Source organism: Pantoea sp. C2G6 (assembly GCF_051336815.1).
In the GTDB taxonomy this organism is placed as follows: Bacteria; Pseudomonadota; Gammaproteobacteria; order Enterobacterales; family Enterobacteriaceae; genus Pantoea.
Genome location: NZ_JBGMNJ010000005.1, coordinates 191945 through 213532, shown reverse-complemented (window position 1 = coordinate 213532; position 21588 = coordinate 191945). Strand labels below are relative to the sequence as shown.

Below are 21588 nucleotides of genomic sequence, written 5' to 3'. Positions count from 1 at the left end.
CTATTTTTACGCCCGCCCGCCGCATTTTAACCCCTTCTTTATACGCCTCCGCGCAAGCTAAGCCATAAATCCAAACCTCTGGAGGTTCCTGTGAGCGTGGGCGTAATAACCGGCATGGTGCTGGTGGTGGTGTTACTGGGCTATCTGATCTATGCCCTGTTAAACGCGGAGGCCTTCTGATGGCGGCCAATGCTTTTTTACTCATCGCATTTTATCTGGTGCTGCTGATGGTACTGGCGCAGCCGCTTGGCCGGGGTCTGGCCTCGTTAGTGGCTGACAAGCCAGTATTTGCCCGGCTGGAAGCGCCGCTGTGGCGGCTGATGGGCGCGGATCGCGCCGACATGCGCTGGCCGCACTATCTGCTGGCGATTCTGCTGTTCAACGCGCTGGGTTTCGGCGTGCTGCTGGCGATTCTGCTGTTACAGGGGGCGCTGCCGCTCAATCCGCAGCAGCTGCCTGGTCTGAGCTGGCATCTGGCGCTGAATACCGCGGTCAGCTTCGTCACCAACACCAACTGGCAGGCCTACAGCGGCGAAAGCACGCTGAGCTATTTCAGCCAGATGGTGGGACTGACGGTGCAGAATTTCCTCTCGGCGGCGACCGGGATAGCGGTGGCCTTTGCACTAATCCGTGGCTTCGCGCAGCGCGGCACCGGCACGCTGGGCAACGCCTGGCGCGACCTGACGCGCATCACGCTCTACGTCCTGCTGCCGATCAGCCTGCTGATGGCACTGTTCTTTGTCAGCCAGGGCAGCATTCAGAACTTCGCGCCTTATCACAGTCTCACCACGCTGGAAGGGACGCAGCAGACGCTGGCGATGGGGCCGGTGGCGTCGCAGGAGGCGATCAAAATGCTCGGCACCAACGGTGGCGGCTTCTTTAACGCCAACTCCTCTCATCCGTTTGAAAACCCGACGGTGCTGACTAACCTGGTGCAGATGCTCGCCATCTTTCTGATCCCGGCGGCGCTCTGCTTCGCCTTTGGCGAAAGCGTGCGTGACCGGCGTCAGGGGCACATGCTGCTCTGGGCGATGACGCTGATGTTTGTCGCGGCGGTGGCGGTGGTGATGTGGGCCGAACTGCGCGGCAATCCGCACTTCCTTCAGCTGGGGGCCGACAGCGCCATCAACATGGAGGGCAAAGAGACCCGCTTTGGCATTCTCAACAGCAGCCTGTTCGCGGTGATCACCACTGCCGCCTCCTGCGGCGCGGTCAACGCGATGCACGACTCCTTTACCGCGCTGGGCGGCATGGTGCCGATGTGGCTGATGCAGCTGGGTGAAGTGGTGTTTGGCGGCGTCGGAGCCGGTCTCTACGGCATGCTGCTGTTTGTACTGCTGGCGGTGTTTATCGCCGGACTGATGATTGGTCGCACCCCGGAGTTCCTCGGCAAAAAAATCGATGTGTGGGAGATGAAAATGACCGCGCTGGCGATTCTGGTGACTCCGGCGCTGGTGCTGATCGGCACCGCGCTGGCGATGATGACCGACGCCGGACGCGGCGCGATGGCCAACCCCGGCATCCACGGCTTCAGCGAAGTGCTCTACGCCGTCTCCTCGGCGGCCAACAACAACGGCAGCGCCTTTGCCGGACTCAGTGCCAACACCCCGTTCTGGAACCTGCTGCTGGCCATCTGCATGCTGCTGGGCCGCTTTGGCATCATCATTCCGGTGCTGGCGATTGCCGGTGCGATGGCGCTGAAAAAAGTGCAGCCGGTGGGCAACGGCACGCTGCCTACCCACGGTCCGCTGTTTATTGCGCTGCTGATCGGCACGGTGCTGCTGGTGGGCGCACTGACCTTTATTCCTGCTCTGGCGCTGGGCCCGGTGGCTGAGCATCTGCAACTTGTTCAGGGACAATCCTCATGAGTCGTCAACAACAGGCGTTATTTGACGCGGCGCTGCTGCGCACCTCGGCCTGGGACGCGCTGAAAAAGCTCGATCCCCGGGTGCAGTTCCGCAACCCGGTGATGTTTGTGGTCTGGCTCGGCAGCGTACTGACCACGCTGCTGGCGCTGGCGATGCTGGCTGGCCGCATCAGCGGCAGCGCCAGCTTTACCGGGGCGATTGCGCTCTGGCTCTGGTTCACCGTGCTGTTCGCCAACCTGGCGGAAGCGCTGGCCGAGGGGCGCAGCAAAGCGCAGGCCAGCAGCCTGAAAGGGGTGAAAAAGACCAGCTTTGCCAAAAAGCTGTCTGCGGCGCGCTACGGCGCGGAATGGCAGCAGGTGGCCGCCGACGCGCTGCGCAAAGGCGACGCGGTGCTGGTGGAAGCGGGCGACATCATCCCCTGCGACGGCGAAGTGCTGGAGGGCGGTGCCTCGGTGGATGAGAGCGCGATTACCGGCGAATCCGCGCCGGTGATCCGTGAGTCGGGCGGGGACTTCGCCTCTGTCACCGGCGGGACGCGCATTCTCTCTGACTGGCTGGTGATCAGCTGTAGCGCCAACCCCGGCGAAACCTTTCTCGACCGGATGATCGCCATGGTGGAGGGCGCGAAGCGCCGCAAAACCCCGAATGAGATCGCCCTGACCATTCTGCTGGTCTCACTGACCATTGTGTTTCTGCTGGCGACCGTCACCCTCTGGCCGTTCTCGGCCTGGGGCGGCACCCCGGTCAGCGTCACGGTGCTGGTGGCGCTGCTGGTCTGTCTGATCCCGACCACCATCGGCGGCCTGCTGTCGGCGATTGGCGTCGCCGGGATGAGCCGGATGCTGGGTGCCAACGTCATCGCCACCAGCGGTCGCGCGGTGGAGGCGGCGGGCGATGTCGATGTGCTGATGCTGGATAAAACCGGCACCATCACCCTCGGCAACCGTCAGGCGACCCAGTTTCTGCCTGCGCCGGGCGTCAGCGAAGAGCAGCTGGCGGATGCGGCGCAGCTCGCCTCGCTGGCCGATGAGACGCCGGAAGGGCGCAGCATCGTGGTGCTGGCCAAGCAGCGGTTCAACCTGCGTGAACGCGATCTCAGCAGCATGGGGGCCAGCTTTATTCCGTTCTCCGCCCAGACCCGGATGAGCGGCGTCAACGTGCAGGATCGATTAATTCGCAAAGGGGCGGTGGATGCGGTGCGTCGCCATATCGAAGCGAATCATGGCCGTTTTCCCGCCGAGGTCAACGCCCAAGTGGAAGAGGTGGCGCGCACCGGCGGCACGCCGCTGGTGGTGGCGGAGGGCGCGAAGGTGCTGGGGGTGGTGGCGCTGAAGGATATTGTCAAAGGCGGTATCAAAGAGCGCTTTGCCGAGCTGCGCAAAATGGGCATCAAAACCGTGATGATCACCGGCGATAACCCGCTGACCGCCGCGGCGATTGCGGCGGAAGCGGGCGTGGATGATTTTCTCTCCGAGGCGACACCGGAAGCGAAACTGGCGCTGATCCGCCAGTATCAGGCGGAGGGACGGCTGGTGGCGATGACCGGCGACGGCACCAACGACGCGCCGGCGCTGGCCCAGGCGGATGTAGCGGTGGCGATGAACTCCGGCACCCAGGCGGCGAAAGAGGCGGGCAACATGGTCGATCTCGACTCCAACCCGACCAAGCTGCTGGAGGTGGTGCACATCGGCAAACAGATGCTGATGACGCGCGGCTCGCTGACCACCTTCAGTATCGCCAACGACGTGGCGAAATATTTCGCCATTATTCCGGCGGCGTTTGCGGCGACCTATCCGCAGCTCAACATGCTCAACGTCATGCAGCTGCACTCGCCTGCCACGGCGATCCTGTCGGCGGTGATCTTCAATGCGCTGGTGATTATCTTTCTGATCCCGCTGGCCCTGAAAGGCGTCAGCTACCGGCCGCTGAGCGCCGCCGCGCTGCTGCGCCGCAATCTGCTGATCTACGGTCTGGGCGGCCTGCTGGTGCCCTTTGTCGGCATCAAAGCCATCGATCTGTTATTAGTGCTGTCAGGCATGGCCTGAGGAGAAAAAGATGAGTCAGTTACGTCCGGCAATTTTACTGTTGTTGCTGCTTACCCTGGTCTGCGGCGTGGTTTATCCTTTGCTCACCACCGGCCTGGCCCGGACGCTGTTTCCTGACCAGGCGAGCGGCTCGCTGCTGGAGGAGGATGGCGTGGCGCGCGGGTCGGCGCTGATTGGCCAGAACTTTACCCGGCCCGACTATTTCTGGGGTCGTCCTTCCGCCACCAGTGATAAACCCTATAACCCGCTCTCCTCCGGCGGCAGCAATCTGGCCGCCAGCAACCCGGCGCTGGACAAAGCGGTGGCGGAACGGGTCGCCGCGCTGCGGGCCGCCAACCCGCAGGCCGCGGCCGCGGTGCCGGTTGAACTGGTGACCGCCTCCGCCAGCGGACTCGACCCGGATATTTCACCCCAGGCTGCCCTGTGGCAGGCGCCGCGCGTCGCCGCCAGCCGTCAGCTGCCGTTATCGCAGGTAGAGACGCTGATTGATAAACTGACGCACCGGCCGCTGATGCCGTTCCTCGGCACGCCGACCGTCAACGTGTTGCAACTGAATATGGCGCTCAACGATCTGTAATGGTGTTAAGGACGCGATGAACCACGAACCGACCCGGCCCGATCCCGATGCCCTGTTGCAGGCGAACCGCGACAGCCATCGCGGCCGCCTGAAAATCTACTTTGGTGCCTGTGCCGGGGTGGGGAAAACCTACGCCATGTTGCAGGAGGCACAGCGGCTGCGTGCCCAGGGGCTGGACGTGTTGATCGGCGTGGTGGAAACCCATGAGCGACCGGAAACCGCGCAGCTGCTGACCGGCTTAGCGCTGCTGCCGCGCCGGGCGACCGGCCGCTCACGTCATGCCGAGTTTGACCTCGATGCGGCGCTGGCCCGCCATCCGGCGGTGATCCTGATGGATGAGCTGGCGCACACCAACGTGCAGGGCTCACGCCACCCCAAACGCTGGCAGGATATTGAGGAGCTGCTGGAGGCGGGCATCGACGTGCTGACCACCGTCAACGTGCAGCATCTGGAGAGCCTCAACGACGTGGTGGGCGGCGTCACCGGCATTCAGGTGCGCGAAACCGTGCCCGATCCCTTTTTCGACAGCGCCGATGAGGTGGTGCTGGTCGATCTGCCGCCTGACGATCTGCGGCAGCGGCTGAAAGAGGGCAAGGTCTATATCGGCGACCGCGCGGAGCGCGCCATCGAAAACTTTTTCCGCAAAGGCAACCTGTTCGCCCTGCGGGAGCTGGCGCTGCGCCGCACCGCCGACCGGGTCGATGACCAGATGCGCGCCTGGCGCGATCAGCAGGGGCGGGATCGCGTCTGGCACACCCGCGACGCCATTCTGCTCTGCATCGGCGACGACAGCGGCAGTGAAAAACTGGTGCGCACCGCGGCGCGGCTGGCGGCCCGGCTCGGCAGTGAATGGCACGCGGTCTATGTCGAAACGCCCCGGCTCAACCGGCTGCCGGAAGCGCGGCGGCGGGCGGTGCTGCGTACCCTGCAACTGGCACAGGAGCTGGGCGCGGAGACCGCCACCCTCTCCGATCCCGATGAGGCGGAAGCGGTGCTGCGCTACGCGCGCGAACACAATCTGGGCAAGATCGTCACCGGCCGTCGCCCGCAGCGGCGCTGGCGGCGCGACAGCTTTGCCGAACGGCTCGGCCAGCTGGGGCCGGATCTCGATCTGCTGGTGGTGGCGCTGGATGAGCCGCTGAAGGATGCGCCGCACCCGCTGCCCGATGGCCGCGTCAGCAGCGACAAGTGGCGCATCCAGCTGCGCGGCGTGCTGATGGCGCTGGTGCTCTGCATCGTTGTCACCGCTGCCGGGCAGTCGCTGCTGATCGGCTTCGATCCCGCCAACTGCGTGATGATCTACCTGCTGGCGGTGGTGATCGTGGCGCTGCGCTATGGTCGCTGGCCGTCGGTGATCGCCACGGTGATGAATATCCTCGCTTTCGACCTCTTCTTTGTCGCGCCGACCGGCACGGTGGCGGTCTCGGATCTGCAATATCTGGTGACCTTTGGCGTGATGCTGGCGGTGGGGGTGATTGTCGGCAATCTCACGGCGGGCGTACGCTATCAGGCGCGGGTGGCGCGCTACCGCGAGCAGCGGGCGCGTCAGCTCTATGAGATGGCGAAGTCGCTGGGCAGCGCCCTGACGCCGCAGGATATTGCCACCACCAGCCAGCGGGTGGTGGACGCCACCTTGCAGGCGCGCTGCCTGCTGCTGTTGCCGGATGAGCAGGGCGAGCTGCACCCGGTGGGCGATGCCTTGCCCGGCAATGAACCGGACCGCGCGATTGCGAAATGGAGTTACAGCAAAGGCCAGCCAGCCGGGGCGGGCACCGATACCCTGCCCGCGGTGCCGTACCAGATCCTGCCGCTGAAAAGCGGCGCGCACTGCCGTGGCCTGCTGGTGGTGGAGCCGCAAAACCTGCGTCAGCTGATGATCCCCGAGCAGCAGCGGCTGGTGGAGACCTTTACCGTGCTGATAGCCAACGCGCTGGAGCGGATGGCGCTGTCGCAGAGTGAAGCCGCGTCCCGGCTCTCGGCCGAGCGCGAGCAGCTGCGCAACGCGCTGCTGTCGGCGCTGTCCCACGACCTGCGCACCCCGCTGACCGTGTTGTTTGGTCAGGCGGAGATGCTGATGCTCGACCTCGCCAGCGACAACTCAAAATATGTGCCGCAGGCCAGCCAGATCCGCGAGCAGACGCTGAGCACTATCCGGCTGGTGAGCAATATGCTCGATATGGCCCGCATTCAGTCGGGCGGCCTGAACCTGCGCGAAGAGTGGCTGGCGCTGGAGGAGGTGATCGGCGGGGCGCTGAGCAGCATGGCGCCGTCGCTGAAAGGGCATCAGGTCCAGCTCGACCTGCCGGATGACATTGTGCTGATCAAAGGTGACAGCACGCTGCTGGAGCGGGTTTTCACGAACCTCATCGAGAACAGCCTGAAGTATGCCGGTCACGACGCGCCGCGCGGCATCCGCGCCTGGCGGGCGGCGTCACGGCTGGAGATCGCGGTCTGGGATGGCGGGCCAGGCATCGCCGGGGGAGATCTCAGCCGGATATTCGATAAGTTCTCGCGCGGCGATAAGGAGTCGGCGGTGCCGGGTGTCGGGCTGGGTCTGGCGATCTGTAAAACCATTATCGAGAGCCATGGCGGCCAGATCTGGGCGGAGAACCGGGCTGCGGGCGGAGCGGAGTTTCGTCTCTCGCTGCCGCTGCCGCCGGTTCCTGAAATTTCTGACGAAGGGCTGAAATAACTTCACAGTGGATCGGTTATACTCCTGCACCTTTTTAATGACTTGTGGGATTCTATGGAACGTTTTACCGAAAACCTGATGTATGCATCGCGCTGGTTGCTGGCCCCGGTTTACATTGGACTTTCGCTGGGTTTGCTGGCGCTGACGATTAAATTTTTCCAGGAAATTTTCCATCTGCTGCCCAACATCTTCAGCATTGCGGAAAACGACCTGATCCTGCTGCTGCTGTCGCTGGTGGACATGACGCTGGTGGGTGGCCTGCTGGTGATGGTGATGCTGTCGGGCTATGAAAACTTTGTCTCTAAGCTCGATATTGACGAAAGCAAAGAGAAACTCAGCTGGCTGGGCAAGATGGACTCCGGTTCGCTGAAGAACAAAGTGGCGGCCTCCATCGTGGCGATCTCCTCGATTCACCTGCTGCGGGTGTTTATGGAAGCGCGCAACGTCGCCAACGACAAACTGATGTGGTACGTGATTATCCACCTGACCTTTGTGCTCTCCGCTTTTGTGATGGGCTGGCTGGATCAGATGTCGCGTAACGAGAAAAAGGGGCATTAACGCCCCTGCGTGCTCTCCGCCGCGTTGCCTGACGGCGAGGCGGGCCGGGCGCCCGCCAGCTGCGGCAGCACCGCTTTGATCATGGCAAAAAAATGTTGCAGCCGGGCCGGGTAGTAACTGGCCCAGGGATAGGTCAGCCAGACCGGCAGCGGCGGGGCCTGCCACGCGGGCATCAGCTGAATCAACCGGCCATCGGCCAAATCCTCCTGTACCACCCACGACGAGACAATCGCCGCCCCCATCCCCGCCAGTGCCGCTTTGCGCACCGCGTATAAACTGTCGCTGCTCAGCCGCGGCGCAATCGCCAGGTTCACCGGCTGGCCGTCGTCAATCTTCTGCAACGCCACTTCGTTACGGTAAAAACTGGTCAGCGCCAGCCACGGCAGATCGCGCAGCTGCTCCACCTGTTCAATCGGCGGCTGTTGCGCCAGCAGGGCGGGGGCGGCGACCACGATACGCGGCACTTCCGCCAGCAGAATCGCCACCACCGAGGGGTCGGTCGGTGCTCCGACCTGAATGGCGCAGTCGACATTCTCCGCGACAAAATCGGGGGTGCGGTCATTGAGCATCCACTCAATATTGAGCCGGGGATAGCGTTGCAGATAGTCCACCAGTGGGGCGATCAGCTGATCCTGACCAAAGGCGTGCGGCGCACGCACCCGCAGCGTACCGACCGGATCGGCGCTGGCCCCGGTCAGCTCATCTTCCAGCGCGTGCCAGGTCGCCAGCAGCTGCCGCGCCTGGGCGTAGCAGCGCTCGCCGTCGTCGGTGAGCTTCAGCGCATGGGTGGTGCGCAGGATCAGCTTCAGGCCGAGCCGCTGCTCCAGGGTTTGCAGCCGACGGCTGACGGTGGGCTGGGTGGTGCCGAGCTGCGCCGCCGCCGCCGACAGGCTGCCGCTCTCCACAATACGGATAAAAGTCTGCATCAGTTCGATGCGATCGCCGGAGCCGGAGTGATTCATACGTACCACGCATAATGGTTTTGCCTGAAATCAGTCTACCGCGTATGACTGCGATGCGCTCTAATAGCCACTCGAATTAATGAGGATCACAGCATGTCAGCGATACAGACCCCTACCCAGACCGAAACGCTCCCCACGCCGCTGGTGTTTACCCTGGCCGCCGGGGCCGGACTCAGCGTGGCGTCGATTTATTACAGCCAGCCGATGCTGGATATTATCAGTAAGCAGTTTAACGCCGGTATCGGCGCGGTGGGCATGGTGCCGATGCTGACTCAGGCGGGCTATGCGCTGGGCATTCTGCTGCTGGCTCCGCTGGGCGATCGCCATGACCGCCGCACCATTATCTTTATCAAAGGATTAATGCTGGTCGCGGCGCTGCTGCTGTGTGGCTTCTCTGGCGGACTCAGCGCGCTGCTGGTCGCCAGTTTTATCACCGGACTCACCGCCACGGTGGCGCAGGACATTGTGCCCGCGTCGGCGGCGCTGGCCCCGGAGCGCAGCCGGGGAAAAACGGTCGGCACGGTGATGACCGGGCTGCTGGTCGGCATCCTGCTGTCGCGGGTGGTCAGCGGGGTGGTGGCGGAATATTTCGGCTGGCGCACCATGTATATGATCGCCGCGCTGGCGGTGCTGCTGATTACCCTGACGCTGTGGCGGGTATTGCCGCGCTTCACGCCTGGCACCTCGGTGAGCTATCCGCGCCTGCTGCTGTCGCTGGCGCACCTGTGGCGTCATCATCAGACGCTGCGCCGGGCCGCACTGGCGCAGGGTCTGCTGTCGGTAGGCTTCAGCGCCTTCTGGTCGACGCTGGCGCTGATGCTCAGCGACCGCTTCCAGCTGGACAGCGCGGTGGCGGGCGCGTTTGGTCTGGCCGGGGCCGCAGGCGCGATGGCCGCGCCGCTGGCCGGCAGTTTCGCTGACCGTATCGGCCCGGCGCGAGTCACCCAGGCGGGGGCGGCGCTGGTCACGATTTCCTTTGCGCTGATGTTTCTGCTGCCGTGGCTGCCCATGCCAGCGCAGCTGGCGCTGATTGTGCTCTGTACCATCGGTTTCGATTTAGGGGTACAGGCGACGCTGGTGGCGCATCAGACGCTGGTCTACGGTCTGGCACCGGAAGCACGCAGTCGCCTGAACGCGCTGCTGTTTACCGTGGTGTTTATCGGCATGGCCAGCGGTGCGGCGCTGGGGAGTCTGGCGCTGGCACACTGGGGCTGGAATGGCGTGGTGGCGCTCTCGACCCTCGCCGGTGGCGCCGCTCTGGCGGTGCGCCTCGCCAGTCGTCACCTGAAAAACTGATCGTCCCGCCCGTCAAAAAATGTGCCAGGCTTATTCATAAACCCGAAATATTCTGGAGCGTTATGAACTTTTTAGCCTGGACAGCAGCGACGGGCGGCCTTCTGCTGCTGATGTCGCTGGCTTCCGGTTGGATCCACCGGGGGCCGGTCACCTCATTTGGTCTGTTCCTTATCGCGGGCATATTGTGCGGCCCGTGGGGATTCGATGTGATCCACATCGACATCGTCACCCATTCCGAAGCCGTGGCCCACATTACCGAAATCACCATGGCGGCCTCCCTGTTTATTACCGGCCTCAAGCTGCGTATGCCCTTGCAGAACAACTGCTGGCGTACCGGGCTGAAACTGGCGTTCCCCGCGATGCTGCTGACCGTGGCGGCGATGACCCTGCTGACCCACTACCTGGTGGGACTCGACTGGCCGATCGCGCTGGCGTTTGGAGCGATAGTCGCGCCGACCGATCCGGTGCTGGCGAGCTTAATCTCGGTAAACGATGCCCAGGATGATGACTCACTGCGCGTGGCGATCTCCAGCGAAGCGGGGATGAATGATGGCTCCGCGCTGCCGCTGCTGATACTGGCGCTGCTGCTGTTTAATGGCGAAAGCCTGAGCGGCGGGATGCTGGCGCACTGGGGGGCGGTGGAAGTGCTCTGGGCGATTGGCGGCGGGCTGACCATCGGTTTTGCGCTGGGACGGCTGATTGGCCTGCTGGCGACCCGGCTGCGTAACGCCAACGGCGATGTCGCCCCCAACGATTTTCTGGCGCTGGCGCTGATCGCACTCAGTTATTCGCTGGTGCAGTGGCTGGGAGCGTCTGGCTTCCTGGCAGCGTTTGCCGCCGGGCTGGGATTACGCCGCGCCGAGCTGGGGGTGTTCCGTCGCCATCAGCCGGACGATCTCTCTGACGATGAGCGCGTGTTGCCCTCCGAGGCGCTGGTCAACCCCAACAAGCGGCTGGCGCATCAGGGCAACAACAACATGGTGAAGTCGATTGGGTTTGTAGTAGGCGACGCCCTCTCTTTTGGCGATACTATTGAACGTTTACTGGCGGCTGGCATGATGGTGGTGCTGGGCGTGACGCTGGCGCAGCACTGGAATATCTACGGCGTGCTGCTCGGTCTGGTGCTGTTTGTGGTGGTGCGCCCGCTGGCGGTCTGGCTGGTGACGCTGCGCGCCGGGCTGCCGCTGGGACAACGTCTGCTGATTGGCTGGCTCGGCATTCGCGGTATTGGCAGTCTGAACTATATCGCCTATGCCTGGACGCACGGCATGGAAGGTCCGCAGATGGAAATAATGACTAATATGGCGTTAACGCTGGTGGTCTGTAGTGTGGTTATCCACGGCACCACCGTATCGCCGCTGCTGAACTGGCGTCAGAAGCGCCTTGAAGCCCTTCAGCGCAAGGTTTAACCCGAACCAACAGGAGTTAACAATGAAAGTGATTCAGCTAGCGCTGCTGAGCGTGCTCGCCTCCGGCAGCGCGCTGGCGGCCGATGATAGTGATACTGAGCAGAATGTCTATGCCAGTCAGTTGTGCCACATTGTCAGCGGCGAAAAAAAGGTCGCGAGTGCGGATCAATATGTTGAGCAGATGAAATCCACCGTGGCGCGCAGTCAGTCGCCCTCAGCGATGAATCAGCCCGAATTTGATGAAGAGTCTGCCCGTGAAGTCGCCAGCGCCTGGCTGCAACTGGGCGACGATGAGCGCGCCAAACTGCGTGCCAATGAACAGCAGTGTGAGCAGTCAGTTATGGCGCAGTTCCAGCAGGAAGATTAACCGCGCCAATCGGTTTAAAAACGCGCCTTTCGGGCGCGTTTTTTTATGGCTTTTTTGGAACGATTGCGTACATAATCGCCAGCCATGGCACCAGACTTGCATCAGTTACTTCTGCTTCAGCGTGCCGCAACGGTTGGCTGACTTTTCGGGCATCACTTAACAGGCATTATGATTACGCGTCGACGCTTTATTCTCGGCACGGGAGCGCTTGGGCTCTCCATGACCACCGGCAAATTATTTGCCCGTAATGACATTATTCCCCTCTGGCCGGACGATCCGCCCGGCGGCGGTGGCCCATCCGGGGAGCTGCGGATTAACAGCAGCGGCTCCTGGTCCAATATCGTCAGCCCGGCGATTCAGCGTTTTAAACCGGAAAATCCCAATGGCGAAGCGGTGCTGATCGCCGCAGGTGGAGGCTATCGCTGGATCGGCATGGGGCGCGAAGCCTGGCCGGTGGCGCGCTGGCTCAATGCCAGTGGCTATACCGCCTATGTGCTCAGCTACCGGCTGCCGCATGAGAAGTGGCAGGCGGGCCGGCTCGCCCCGCTTCAGGATGCCCAGCGCGCTATTCGCCTGGTGCGCTCCTTCGAGCGCAAAGTGCATGTGCTCGGCTTCTCGGCGGGTGGACATCTGCTCGGCCTGGCGGCGGCGCGCCCGGACTTTGCATCTTATCCGGCTATCGATCCGCTGGATGAGGTGGTGCCAAAAGTCGACAGCGTTGGGCTCATCTATCCGGTCATCACCCTGGAAGCGCCTTATCAGCACACCAACACCCATCTGATGATGGTCGGCAAAAATGCCACCCCGCAGGATGAAGCGAACTGGTCGGTGCAGAACTACGTCACCCGGCACTATCCGCCGACGTTTCTGGCCCAGGCCGAGGACGACCACACCTCCAATCCGTTCAATACCGAGCTGATGCGCGACACCTGTCGTCGTAATCGGGTGCCGGTTGAGCTGATTCAGATCAGCAAGGGCGGACATGGCTTTGGTCTGGGCAAAGCGGGCACCCCCGCCGCCTTGTGGGATCAGGCTTATGTGCGCTGGCTTGACCGCGTCAGCTGAGATGCTCAGCCAGGGTGCGCCGTTGCACCCTCGGCGCAACAGGGCGCGCGGGATTGCCTCTCCCTTCTGAAGCCGCAACCGTCGCTAAAGCCGATAACCGTGACGATAAAACCGCTCCCGACAGCCAGCGTCTGGCACGGGATCGGTGGCACTGCTGGCCGGGATAACACCTCGCGCTAAATAGCGCCTCACCCGAACAGCCTGATTTAAAGCTAAGCGCCGGGTTTTATTTTATCTGTTGCCGGATTTCTTACGGAATTATAGCGGCAGCCGCTTTTTACACTGCCAGCATGGCGCAGAAAAGCGGCCGCCACTGCGATAAGTAAAAACATTCTGAAACCGTTTCTTTAACAACCATATCTATATTATTATGGATGTAGCTAATTGGCGAAAGAGAAAGGTGCTGAGTTAATCTCTTACTTTTAGATTATTTTTAAAGGTGGCATTTCTTTTTTTACCGGGATATTTCCAGTTGATACAGATCAAAATCCAGGCTGAAAGATTAGCATTTGTGGATTATAAAAAAACAACAAAAGCGTTTATTCGCCGCGGCGATAATGACCAGATAATCCATAAAACCAAAGCAGAGCATATTTTTAGATGCTTTTATGGTGATATATACTGCAAGGTCGCGTTGTGCAGGTGAGAAGTTTTGACGTAAAAATAAAAATCTAACCTCATTGTTTTAGTTAAGTTTAGGTGATTTCATAAGAGCCATGCATAAGATAAATCAGGCCGGACCGGATTCTATCCTGATTATCTGATCGCCGTTATCTGATAGCCGCCAGAAAAAAACCGGCCGATAACGGCCCCTTATTAAATGAGATTGCCCGCTTAACCGCGCCTGTTTACCCTCAGGCGGGGCGCTTCGCAGCACAACGGCGTCGCCTTTTTTAATTCAGGCGCTTTTTTAAAGCGTTCAGGAGAGAAACCAGAAGCCCGGCTTATATAATTTTAATAAGTAATTATTTTACTTATAAATAAATAGCCAGATTATTTACGTATGCGAAACCGCGACATTTTCACTATAGTGGAGCGCTTCCAGCCCGGCGACCACAGTAAGGATAGATGGTGCGGGTCAGCTGGCAGGCCAGGGCGGCTTTAAACCGAAAAAATGAGGCGATAAAAAGCGAAAACCTCTTCTCCAGCGCTGAGCCCGGCTGAGATCGCCAGCCTCGCGCGGCAAAAGCTGAGTTGCCTGAACTTCTGTTGAAAAGGAGAGCAGCAAAAAGCGAAAGGAACCTTTCAGATCCGCTGATATTTTTCACCGAGAAAAAGATGAAAATATTTGACAGGTTAATGTCCTGAGATCCTGGCAGAATAGCGGGCCATTCTGGTGTTGGCGCAGGGATGAAACGGTGCTGGATTATCAGATGCGCTGGCGACGGGTTGCATCCTGACCGGAATACGTTTCCCGGAAACGTCAAATCAACAAAAAGGAGTGATGCTGTTTAATTTAAAACGATGTCAATATAATGACGTGATGCTTTTTTCGTAACGATAAAAGAAAACTTATTATTTTGTTTTCATCACTCTTCAGAGGTAATCATGCGGCTATATGATGAATTAAATTTTATCGGATACCTTATTGAAGGTAAAGTCATCTATTTAACCAAGACAAAGCGGCTAATCTCTCTGAACGGTTCGGGCAGCGATATTATCCTCAGGAAAACCATGGCGCGGGTGCTGGAGTATCTTTTTGAAAACGCCACGGTTGAACTGGTTACCGATGCTGAGCTAATGGAGCACGTATGGGACAGACATGGGCTAAGTTCCTCTACCCAGCGGGTCTGGCAGGTGATGTCCAATTTTAAATCGAAGTTATCTTTTCTGGGCATCAGCGACGATTTTATTCTGCGGGTATCAAAGAGAGGTTATCTGCTTAAAAATGACAGCGTTGAGATTTTATTTAGCCGTAACGGACATTCAGGTAATAAGTCTCAGCCGGGTGATAAGTTTTCCGGTTATAACCATATCCGGTTAGAGACGGGATCGTTGAACCGAATCGACAATAATTAAACGGCCCGACATGAGCGTATCGGCTTAACGATGCGTTTTTCAGCCATGCGGATCAGGTTGCCGCCTGAAAACCCCGCCTTTTAAGCTGATACGGACCTGCTGTTTTCAGGCGTTTATCGCTTCCGGCCCTCTCCGCCACCGCACAAATAAAAAAAACTGGCCATCATGACCAGTTTTTGGTGGGGAGAAGCGCTTTCTGACCTTAGCGCATGGTCACAAACTCTTCCGCTGCGGTCGGGTGAATCGCGACCGTGTTATCAAAGTCCTTTTTGGTTGCGCCCATCTTCAGCGCCACGGCGAAGCCCTGGAGCATCTCATCCATACCAAATCCGATACCGTGAATCCCGACAATCTTCTCATCGGCACCGACGCAGACCAGCTTCATGCGGCACGGCTGGCGATGTTGAGTGACGGCGGTGTACATGGCGGTGAACGACGATTTGTAAATCTTCACCTGGTCGTCGCCATACTGTTCGCGCGCCTGCGGCTCAGTCAGTCCCACGGTGCCAATCGGCGGATGGCTGAACACCACGGTCGGCACATTGCTGTAGTCCAGATGTTCGTCCGGCTTGTTGTTAAACAGACGCTCAGAGAGACGACGGCCTGCGGCGACCGCCACGGGCGTCAGCTCAACCGCACCGGTGTTGTCGCCCACCGCGTAGATGCCTGAGACATTGGTATTCTGGAACTTATCGACGCTGATATAGCCTTTCTCGTCGAGCGCCACGCCAGCGGCCTGAATGTTGAGATTGTCAGTTTCAGGTTCGCGGCCAATCGCCCAGACCAGGCAATCAACGGTGTATTCACTGCCGTTTTCCAGTTGCAGCGTCAGGCTGCCATCGGCGTTCTTCACCACCGCTTTCGGCACCGCTTCGGTGTGCAGCGCCGGGCCTTCACTGTTCATCACCTCTACCAGCGTCTCAGTCAGCAGCGGATCAAAGCTGCGCAGCGGCGCATGCTTACGCACAAACAGGTGGGTTTCGGAGCCCAGCGCGTTAACCACGCCCGCCAGCTCGACCGCGATATAGCCCGCGCCAACGACCGCGGTGCGTTTTGGCAGCGCGTCCAGCTCAAAGAAGCCATCGGAATCAATGCCATACTCGGCGCCAGGAATCGCAGGATGGACCGGGCGACCGCCGGTGGCGATCAGAATATGGTTGGCGGTAATGATCTCGCCGTTGACTTCAACGCTATGCGCATCGACAAAACGGGCGAAGCCTTTGATCACCTCAACCTTATTTTTCCCCAGCACGTTGTCATAGGAGCTGTGGATACGATCGATATAGGCGCTGCGGTTTTTCACCAGCGTCGCCCAGTCGAAGCGATTCACCGTGGTGTCGAAGCCGTAGTCCGGCCCATACAGATGGATAGCTTCGGCGATTTGCGCGGCATGCCACATGATTTTTTTCGGTACGCAGCCCACGTTGACGCAGGTGCCGCCCAGCTCTTTCGCTTCAATCAGGGCGCATTTCTGGCCATACATGGCCGCACGGTTGATCGAGGCGATGCCGCCACTGCCGCCGCCGATGGCGAGATAGTCGAAATGTCGGGTCATTGAAGTATCCATCCGGTTGCATAAAAAAATTGGCGTAGAGTGTAACGCTGTGGCTCGAAATGACGCAAAGTTTGCGCCTATGATTGTAATAGGGTTCTGTTTTTTCTACTGCTGACAGGGAAGCATACCATGCACCTTACTTTTCTCGGCACCGGCGGCGGTGCGCCCAGCCTGCAACGTAACGTCACCGCCATCGCCTTTACCCGCGCGCTGAGTGGCGAAACCTGGCTGTTCGACTGCGGAGAAGGCACGCAGTTACAGTTTATGCGTTCCCGCCTGAAACCGGGCAAGCTGGATAAAATTTTTATCACCCATCTGCATGGCGATCATATCTTCGGTCTGCCGGGATTGCTCACCAGCCGCTCCATGGCCGGGCTGAGCACGCCGATGACGGTCTATGGCCCGAAGGGATTAAAAACCTTTGTCGAGACCGCGCTGGCGATCAGCGGCTCCTACACCGACTACCCACTGACCATTGTAGAGATTGAGGCGGGCTGGACGCTGGATGATGGCGAGTTTCGCATCAGCGCCTGGCCGCTGAATCATACGCTGGAATGTCTGGGCTATCGCATTGAACAGCACGATAAACCGGGCCTGCTGGATGCGCCCCGCCTGAAAGCGGAAGGGGTGCCGCGCGGCCCGTGGTATCAGCAGCTGAAGCAGGGCGAAAGCGTCACGCTGGAGGATGGGCGGGTGATCAACGGTGCCGACTATCTGGGGCCGGCCACCAGAGGTAAAACGCTGGCGATTTTTGGTGACACCGCCCCAACCGAGGTGGCGTTGCAGCTGGCGGCGGAGGTGGACCTGATGGTGCATGAAACCACGCTGGAGGCGGCGATGGTGGAAAAAGCCAACGGGCGCGGCCACTCCACCACTTTGCAGGCGGCAGAGGTGGCCAGGCGTGCCGGAGCAAAACGGCTTATCGCCACCCACTTCAGCTCCCGCTATCTGGCCAAAGATATGAGCCGCCTGCTGGCGGAGTGCCAGACCATTTTCCCCTGCACCGAGCTGGCCTATGATCTGGCGGTCTTTACCCTTTAATGGTGTAGCGCGGGGTAGGTGAAAAACAGCAGGTGCGTCAGATTCAGGGCGAAGTGCAGGGCGGTCGCCAGCCATAACCGGCCGCTCCAGTGCCACGCCAGCCCGTAGATCAGCCCGGCCAGCGTCGCGAAGATCACCAGCAGCACGCCGCCGGGCGCATGAACCAGCCCGAACAGCAGCGAACTGATCAGCAGCGCGGGCAGCCCGCCCAGCGCCTGCCTGAGTCGCTGTTGCAGATAGCCCCGGAACAGCGCCTCTTCCGCCAGCGACACAAAGAACAGATTCGCCAGCATAAAGGTCCCCAGCCACGCCGGAAAGTGACGCTCAACGGCTAACCCGCCCAGCAACACCGCGCTATAGAGCAGCAGCGGCACGGCGGCGATCAACGCCAGCGCGGCAGGCAGCCGGTAGCGGGTCAGGGCCGCCGGAGCGCGAAACAGCGTCGGCAGAGCGGCCAGCAGCACAAACGGAATCAGCGCTTTATCAAAGTTAAACCCGAAGCTGAACGGCACGCTGCGCGGCCCGATCTGTACATGATCACGCTGGAGTGGGTTGTTAAAACCGGGGAAAAGATGAAGTAATAAGCCGATGGCGATCAGCAGCAGCAGCGCTTCGGTCACGATCTGCCGCTGATGATGCGCGCGGTCATAAATACGCAGCGCCACTACGGCGGCGCTACCGCCGAACAGCAGCAGCGCGGGCCAGGCTAACACATCCTGATAAAAACCGAGTAGCGTGGCGAGCGCCAGTAATAAAAGTGCCAGCCGCCGGGCGGGTTGCAGCGCGGTCAGCGCGCCGGCCAGTAAGATCCACATGGTGACAGCCCTGTCCTGTTTCGCCGCCACACCAGGCGTGCGCGGCGTAAAAGTGAGAGAGAGTTATTCAGGTACGATCTGGTTAACCACAAAATGGCCGGTACCGGCCGGAACCAGTTTTTTATGCAGCCACGGCAGCAGGCTGTTCATCTGATCGGCCAGCTTCCACGGCGGGTTGATGACGATCATGCCGGAGGCGGTCATGCCGCGCTGATCGCTGTCAGGACGGGCCGCCAGCTCGATTTGCAGAATATTGCGGATGCCGGTCGCTTCCAGGTCACGCAGCATATGTTTGATCTGCTGACGTAACACCACCGGATACCACAGGGCGAAGATGCCGGTACTAAAGCGTTTATGTCCTTCCTGAATCCCTTTGACCACGGCCTGATAATCGCTTTTCATCTCATAGGGCGGATCGATCAGAATCAGGCCACGACGCGACGGCGGCGGCAGTTTCGATTTCAACTGCTGATAACCGTCGGCCCGATCGACGCGCGCGCGGTTGTCTTTGCTGAATTCGTTACGCAGCAGCGGGTAGTCGCTGGAGTGCAGTTCAGTGAGTTGCAGACGGTCATCTTCACGCAGCAGATGACGGGCAATCAGCGGCGAGCCGGGATAGTAGCGCAGCGCGGGGCCACGGTTCAGGGCGCTGATGGCGTCAAAATAGGGTTGCAGTAGTTCCGGCGCATCGGGCTGCTGCCAGATACGGGAGATACCTTCCAGATATTCACCGGTGCGCTCGGCGTGCTCGCCGCTCAGCTGGTAGCGGCCCGCGCCTGCGTGGGTGTCGAGATAAAAAAACGGTTTCTCTTTCTCTTTCAGCGCCGTGATGATCAGGCTCTGTACGGTGTGCTTCAGCACGTCAGCGTGGTTGCCAGCATGGAAGCTATGGCGATAACTCAGCATTGTTTATCCTGTTGAATGTATAAGGTTTTAACTGATGGAAAATCAATTTATACCAATTATTACCTCACGTATTACCCACAGAACGACGCACAGCAACCGACGCAGGAAAAGCATGAGAATTCGCGATTATATCAGGGATGCCCTGTCAGTGGGCTGAAAGCGTGACAACAAATCCCGCCGCGCCCTGCTGATAAGGCGCCCGGCACAATCGACGTCTGCGCTTCTTCCGTTCCCGCACAGGAACGCGAGCGATTCTTCCCCAGCCGACCCCGCCCCCCATTGATTTTCGCTACACTAAGCCGCATGTTACTTAGATTGCGTTGCGTGACCCGCCGCGCCTCCATACACCAATAAAGGACTGCGCTATGACCAATCCGCTACTGACATCTTTTACGCTTCCCCCTTTCTCCGCCATTCAGCCTGAACATGTGGTGCCCGCCGTGACCGAAGTGCTCAGCCAGTGTCGCGCGGAGGTCGAAAAGGTGGTGGCGCAGGGCGCACCCTACACCTGGGATAATCTGGTTCAGCCGCTGGCGGAAACCGACGATCGCCTGAGCCGGATTTTCTCACCGGTCAGCCACCTTAACGCGGTGAAAAACAGCCCGGAGCTGCGCGAAGCCTATGAGCAGACCCTGCCGCTGCTCTCGGAGTACAGCACCTGGGTCGGTCAGCATGAGGGACTCTATCAGGCTTATCGCAACCTCAAAGAGGGCGAGCATTACGCCGCGCTGGATCTGGCGCAGAAGAAGGCGGTGGATAACGCCCTGCGTGACTTTGAACTCTCCGGTATCGGTCTGCCAAAAGAGAAGCAGCAGCGCTATGGCGAAATCGCCGCGCGCCTCTCCGAGCTGGGTTCGGCCTACAGCAACAACGTGCTGGACGCGACCATGGGCTGGAGCAAGCTGATCACCGATGAAAACGATCTGGCCGGTATGCCGGAAAGCGCGCTGGCCGCCGCCAAAGCCCAGGCTGAAGCCAAAGAGCAGGAAGGCTGGCTGCTGACGCTCGATATTCCAAGTTACCTGCCGGTCATGACCTACTGCGACAACGCGGCGCTGCGTGAAGAGATGTATCGCGCCTATGCGACGCGCGCCTCCGATCAGGGTCCGAACGCCGGTAAGTGGGATAATGGCCCGATCATGGCGGAAGAGCTGGCGCTGCGCCACGAACTGGCTCAGCTGCTGGGCTTCGACTCCTACGCTGATAAGTCACTGGCGACCAAAATGGCGCAAAGCCCGTCGCAGGTGATCGACTTCCTCAACGACCTGGCGGAGCGCGCCCGTCCGCAGGGTGAAAAAGAGCTGGAGCAGCTGCGCGCCTTCGCGCAAAAAGAGCATGGCGTCACCGAGCTGAATCCGTGGGATCTCACCTATTACGGTGAAAAGCAGAAGCAGCATCTCTACACCATCAGCGATGAGCAGCTGCGCCCTTACTTCCCGGAAGAGCGTGCGGTCGCCGGTCTGTTCGAAGTAGTGAAACGCATCTACGGCATCAGCGCGAAACAGCGTACCGATGTGGAGGTCTACCATCCTGACGTGAAGTTCTTCGATCTGTTCGACGAAACCGGCGAACTGCGCGGCAGCTTCTACCTCGACCTCTACGCCCGCGAACATAAACGCGGCGGAGCCTGGATGGATGACTGCGTCGGTCAGATGCGTAAAGCGGATGGCACGCTGCAAAAGCCGGTCGCTTACCTGACCTGTAACTTCAACCGTCCGGTGAAAGGCAAACCTGCGCTGTTCACCCATGACGAAGTGATTACCCTGTTCCATGAGTTCGGTCACGGCCTGCACCATATGCTGACCCGCATTGAAGCGCCGGGCGTCTCCGGCATCAGCGGGGTGCCGTGGGATGCGGTCGAACTGCCGAGCCAGTTTATGGAGAACTGGTGCTGGGAGCCGGACGCGCTGGCTTTTATCTCCGGTCACTATGAGACCGGCGAACCGCTGCCGAAAGAATTGCTGGATAAAATGCTGGCGGCCAAAAACTATCAGGCGGCGCTGTTTATCCTGCGTCAGCTGGAGTTCGGCCTGTTCGATTTCCGTCTGCACACCGAATTCAACCCGGAGAAAGGCGCGCAGATCCTGGAAACACTGCGCGAAGTGAAAAGCCGCGTGGCGGTGGTGCCGAGCCCGGAATGGGGGCGTTTCCCGCACGCCTTCAGCCACATCTTCGCGGGCGGTTATGCCGCCGGTTACTACAGCTACCTGTGGGCCGATGTGCTGGCCGCAGATGCTTACTCCCGCTTCGAAGAAGAGGGCATCTTCAACCGTGAAACCGGTCAGTCGTTCCTCGATAACATCCTGACGCGCGGCGGTTCTGAAGAGCCGATGGAGCTGTTCAAACGCTTCCGTGGGCGTGAGCCGCAGCTCGACGCGATGCTGGAACATTACGGCATTCAGGGATAAGTCGT

17 protein-coding genes are annotated in these 21588 nt (G+C 60.0%); 13 read left to right on the top strand and 4 right to left on the bottom strand.

Annotated elements, in window-relative coordinates; all coding sequences use genetic code 11:
* The first annotated feature begins 90 nt into the window (after nucleotides 1–90).
* The 6 genes from kdpF to ACCW71_RS09640 are packed head-to-tail and all read left to right on the top strand — an operon-like array spanning nucleotide 91 to nucleotide 7740.
* Entirely contained in the window at nucleotides 91–180 is a 90-nt protein-coding gene (kdpF, locus tag ACCW71_RS09665; RefSeq protein WP_436370974.1) for a K(+)-transporting ATPase subunit F, read from the top strand.
* Nucleotides 180–1868 carry a potassium-transporting ATPase subunit KdpA gene (gene kdpA, locus ACCW71_RS09660; RefSeq protein WP_436370973.1) on the top strand — a complete coding sequence of 563 codons (1689 nt, stop codon included), beginning with the start codon at nucleotides 180–182 and terminating at the stop codon, nucleotides 1866–1868. The genes kdpF and kdpA overlap by 1 nt, the downstream gene beginning before the upstream one ends.
* Nucleotides 1865–3913 carry a potassium-transporting ATPase subunit KdpB gene (kdpB, locus tag ACCW71_RS09655; protein WP_436370972.1) on the top strand — a complete coding sequence of 683 codons (2049 nt, stop codon included), beginning with the start codon at nucleotides 1865–1867 and terminating at the stop codon, nucleotides 3911–3913. Before kdpA ends, kdpB begins: the two co-directional genes overlap by 4 nt.
* A gap of 10 nt (nucleotides 3914–3923) precedes the next feature.
* Entirely contained in the window at nucleotides 3924–4490 is a 567-nt protein-coding gene (gene kdpC / locus ACCW71_RS09650; protein ID WP_436370971.1) for a potassium-transporting ATPase subunit KdpC, read from the top strand.
* Between the two features lie 16 nt (nucleotides 4491–4506).
* Nucleotides 4507–7182, top strand: coding sequence for a two-component system sensor histidine kinase KdpD (kdpD, locus tag ACCW71_RS09645; protein ID WP_436370970.1), 2676 nt, complete (start codon nucleotides 4507–4509; stop codon nucleotides 7180–7182).
* 54 nt (nucleotides 7183–7236) lie between these two features.
* Nucleotides 7237–7740 carry a TIGR00645 family protein gene (locus ACCW71_RS09640; RefSeq protein WP_436370969.1) on the top strand — a complete coding sequence of 168 codons (504 nt, stop codon included), beginning with the start codon at nucleotides 7237–7239 and terminating at the stop codon, nucleotides 7738–7740.
* Here the strand turns inward: ACCW71_RS09640 and ACCW71_RS09635 are convergent.
* Nucleotides 7737–8702, bottom strand: coding sequence for a LysR family transcriptional regulator (locus ACCW71_RS09635; protein WP_436371016.1), 966 nt, complete (start codon nucleotides 8700–8702; stop codon nucleotides 7737–7739). The genes ACCW71_RS09640 and ACCW71_RS09635 overlap by 4 nt on opposite strands.
* 93 nt (nucleotides 8703–8795) lie before the next feature.
* Between ACCW71_RS09635 and ACCW71_RS09630 the strand changes: the two genes are divergently transcribed.
* From ACCW71_RS09630 to ACCW71_RS09610, 5 genes are all read left to right on the top strand, one after another.
* Nucleotides 8796–9998: an MFS transporter gene (locus tag ACCW71_RS09630; protein WP_436370968.1), complete on the top strand. Its 1203-nt coding sequence runs from the start codon at nucleotides 8796–8798 to the stop codon at nucleotides 9996–9998.
* Nucleotides 9999–10060: 62 nt separating this feature from the next.
* Nucleotides 10061–11407 (top strand): cation:proton antiporter, encoded by a 1347-nt coding sequence (locus ACCW71_RS09625; protein WP_436370967.1) that lies wholly within the window; start codon nucleotides 10061–10063, stop codon nucleotides 11405–11407.
* A gap of 22 nt (nucleotides 11408–11429) precedes the next feature.
* On the top strand, nucleotides 11430–11774 hold the full coding sequence (locus ACCW71_RS09620) for a hypothetical protein (RefSeq protein ID WP_436370966.1): 345 nt from the start codon (nucleotides 11430–11432) through the stop codon (nucleotides 11772–11774).
* Between the two features lie 168 nt (nucleotides 11775–11942).
* Nucleotides 11943–12839 carry an alpha/beta hydrolase gene (locus tag ACCW71_RS09615; RefSeq protein WP_436370965.1) on the top strand — a complete coding sequence of 299 codons (897 nt, stop codon included), beginning with the start codon at nucleotides 11943–11945 and terminating at the stop codon, nucleotides 12837–12839.
* Nucleotides 12840–14387: 1548 nt separating this feature from the next.
* On the top strand, nucleotides 14388–14858 hold the full coding sequence (locus tag ACCW71_RS09610; RefSeq protein ID WP_436370964.1) for a winged helix-turn-helix domain-containing protein: 471 nt from the start codon (nucleotides 14388–14390) through the stop codon (nucleotides 14856–14858).
* Between the two features lie 202 nt (nucleotides 14859–15060).
* Here the strand turns inward: ACCW71_RS09610 and gorA are convergent, their stop codons facing one another.
* A complete protein-coding gene (gene gorA / locus ACCW71_RS09605) occupies nucleotides 15061–16413 on the bottom strand; it encodes a glutathione-disulfide reductase (RefSeq protein WP_436370963.1) in 1353 nt (450 codons plus the stop codon).
* A 129-nt stretch (nucleotides 16414–16542) separates the two neighbouring features.
* On the opposite strand from gorA, the gene rnz reads away from it, so the two are divergent.
* The gene (gene rnz / locus ACCW71_RS09600) at nucleotides 16543–17454 is read left to right on the top strand and encodes a ribonuclease Z (protein WP_436370962.1); all 912 of its coding nucleotides are present in this window, start codon (nucleotides 16543–16545) and stop codon (nucleotides 17452–17454) included.
* On the opposite strand, the gene ACCW71_RS09595 is transcribed toward rnz, so the two are convergent.
* On the bottom strand, nucleotides 17451–18269 hold the full coding sequence (locus ACCW71_RS09595; RefSeq protein ID WP_436370961.1) for a CPBP family intramembrane glutamic endopeptidase: 819 nt from the start codon (nucleotides 18267–18269) through the stop codon (nucleotides 17451–17453). The two genes, rnz and ACCW71_RS09595, sit on opposite strands and share 4 nt — an antisense overlap.
* A 63-nt stretch (nucleotides 18270–18332) precedes the next feature.
* The gene (locus ACCW71_RS09590; protein WP_436370960.1) at nucleotides 18333–19175 is read right to left on the bottom strand and encodes a 23S rRNA (adenine(2030)-N(6))-methyltransferase RlmJ; all 843 of its coding nucleotides are present in this window, start codon (nucleotides 19173–19175) and stop codon (nucleotides 18333–18335) included.
* A 365-nt stretch (nucleotides 19176–19540) separates the two neighbouring features.
* Between ACCW71_RS09590 and prlC the strand changes: the two genes are divergently transcribed.
* Nucleotides 19541–21583 carry an oligopeptidase A gene (gene prlC / locus ACCW71_RS09585; protein ID WP_436370959.1) on the top strand — a complete coding sequence of 681 codons (2043 nt, stop codon included), beginning with the start codon at nucleotides 19541–19543 and terminating at the stop codon, nucleotides 21581–21583.
* The last annotated feature ends 5 nt before the right edge of the window (nucleotides 21584–21588 follow it).

Coding starts and splice junctions, on each gene's coding strand:
- kdpA (WP_436370973.1), top strand. CDS start 180: ATGGCGGCCAATGCTTTTTTACTCATCGCATTTTATCTGGTGCTGCTG.
- kdpB (WP_436370972.1), top strand. CDS start 1,865: ATGAGTCGTCAACAACAGGCGTTATTTGACGCGGCGCTGCTGCGCACC.
- kdpC (WP_436370971.1), top strand. CDS start 3,924: ATGAGTCAGTTACGTCCGGCAATTTTACTGTTGTTGCTGCTTACCCTG.
- kdpD (WP_436370970.1), top strand. CDS start 4,507: ATGAACCACGAACCGACCCGGCCCGATCCCGATGCCCTGTTGCAGGCG.
- ACCW71_RS09640 (WP_436370969.1), top strand. CDS start 7,237: ATGGAACGTTTTACCGAAAACCTGATGTATGCATCGCGCTGGTTGCTG.
- ACCW71_RS09635 (WP_436371016.1), bottom strand. CDS start 8,702: ATGAATCACTCCGGCTCCGGCGATCGCATCGAACTGATGCAGACTTTT.
- ACCW71_RS09630 (WP_436370968.1), top strand. CDS start 8,796: ATGTCAGCGATACAGACCCCTACCCAGACCGAAACGCTCCCCACGCCG.
- ACCW71_RS09625 (WP_436370967.1), top strand. CDS start 10,061: ATGAACTTTTTAGCCTGGACAGCAGCGACGGGCGGCCTTCTGCTGCTG.
- ACCW71_RS09620 (WP_436370966.1), top strand. CDS start 11,430: ATGAAAGTGATTCAGCTAGCGCTGCTGAGCGTGCTCGCCTCCGGCAGC.
- ACCW71_RS09615 (WP_436370965.1), top strand. CDS start 11,943: ATGATTACGCGTCGACGCTTTATTCTCGGCACGGGAGCGCTTGGGCTC.
- ACCW71_RS09610 (WP_436370964.1), top strand. CDS start 14,388: ATGCGGCTATATGATGAATTAAATTTTATCGGATACCTTATTGAAGGT.
- gorA (WP_436370963.1), bottom strand. CDS start 16,413: ATGACCCGACATTTCGACTATCTCGCCATCGGCGGCGGCAGTGGCGGC.
- rnz (WP_436370962.1), top strand. CDS start 16,543: ATGCACCTTACTTTTCTCGGCACCGGCGGCGGTGCGCCCAGCCTGCAA.
- ACCW71_RS09595 (WP_436370961.1), bottom strand. CDS start 18,269: ATGTGGATCTTACTGGCCGGCGCGCTGACCGCGCTGCAACCCGCCCGG.
- ACCW71_RS09590 (WP_436370960.1), bottom strand. CDS start 19,175: ATGCTGAGTTATCGCCATAGCTTCCATGCTGGCAACCACGCTGACGTG.
- prlC (WP_436370959.1), top strand. CDS start 19,541: ATGACCAATCCGCTACTGACATCTTTTACGCTTCCCCCTTTCTCCGCC.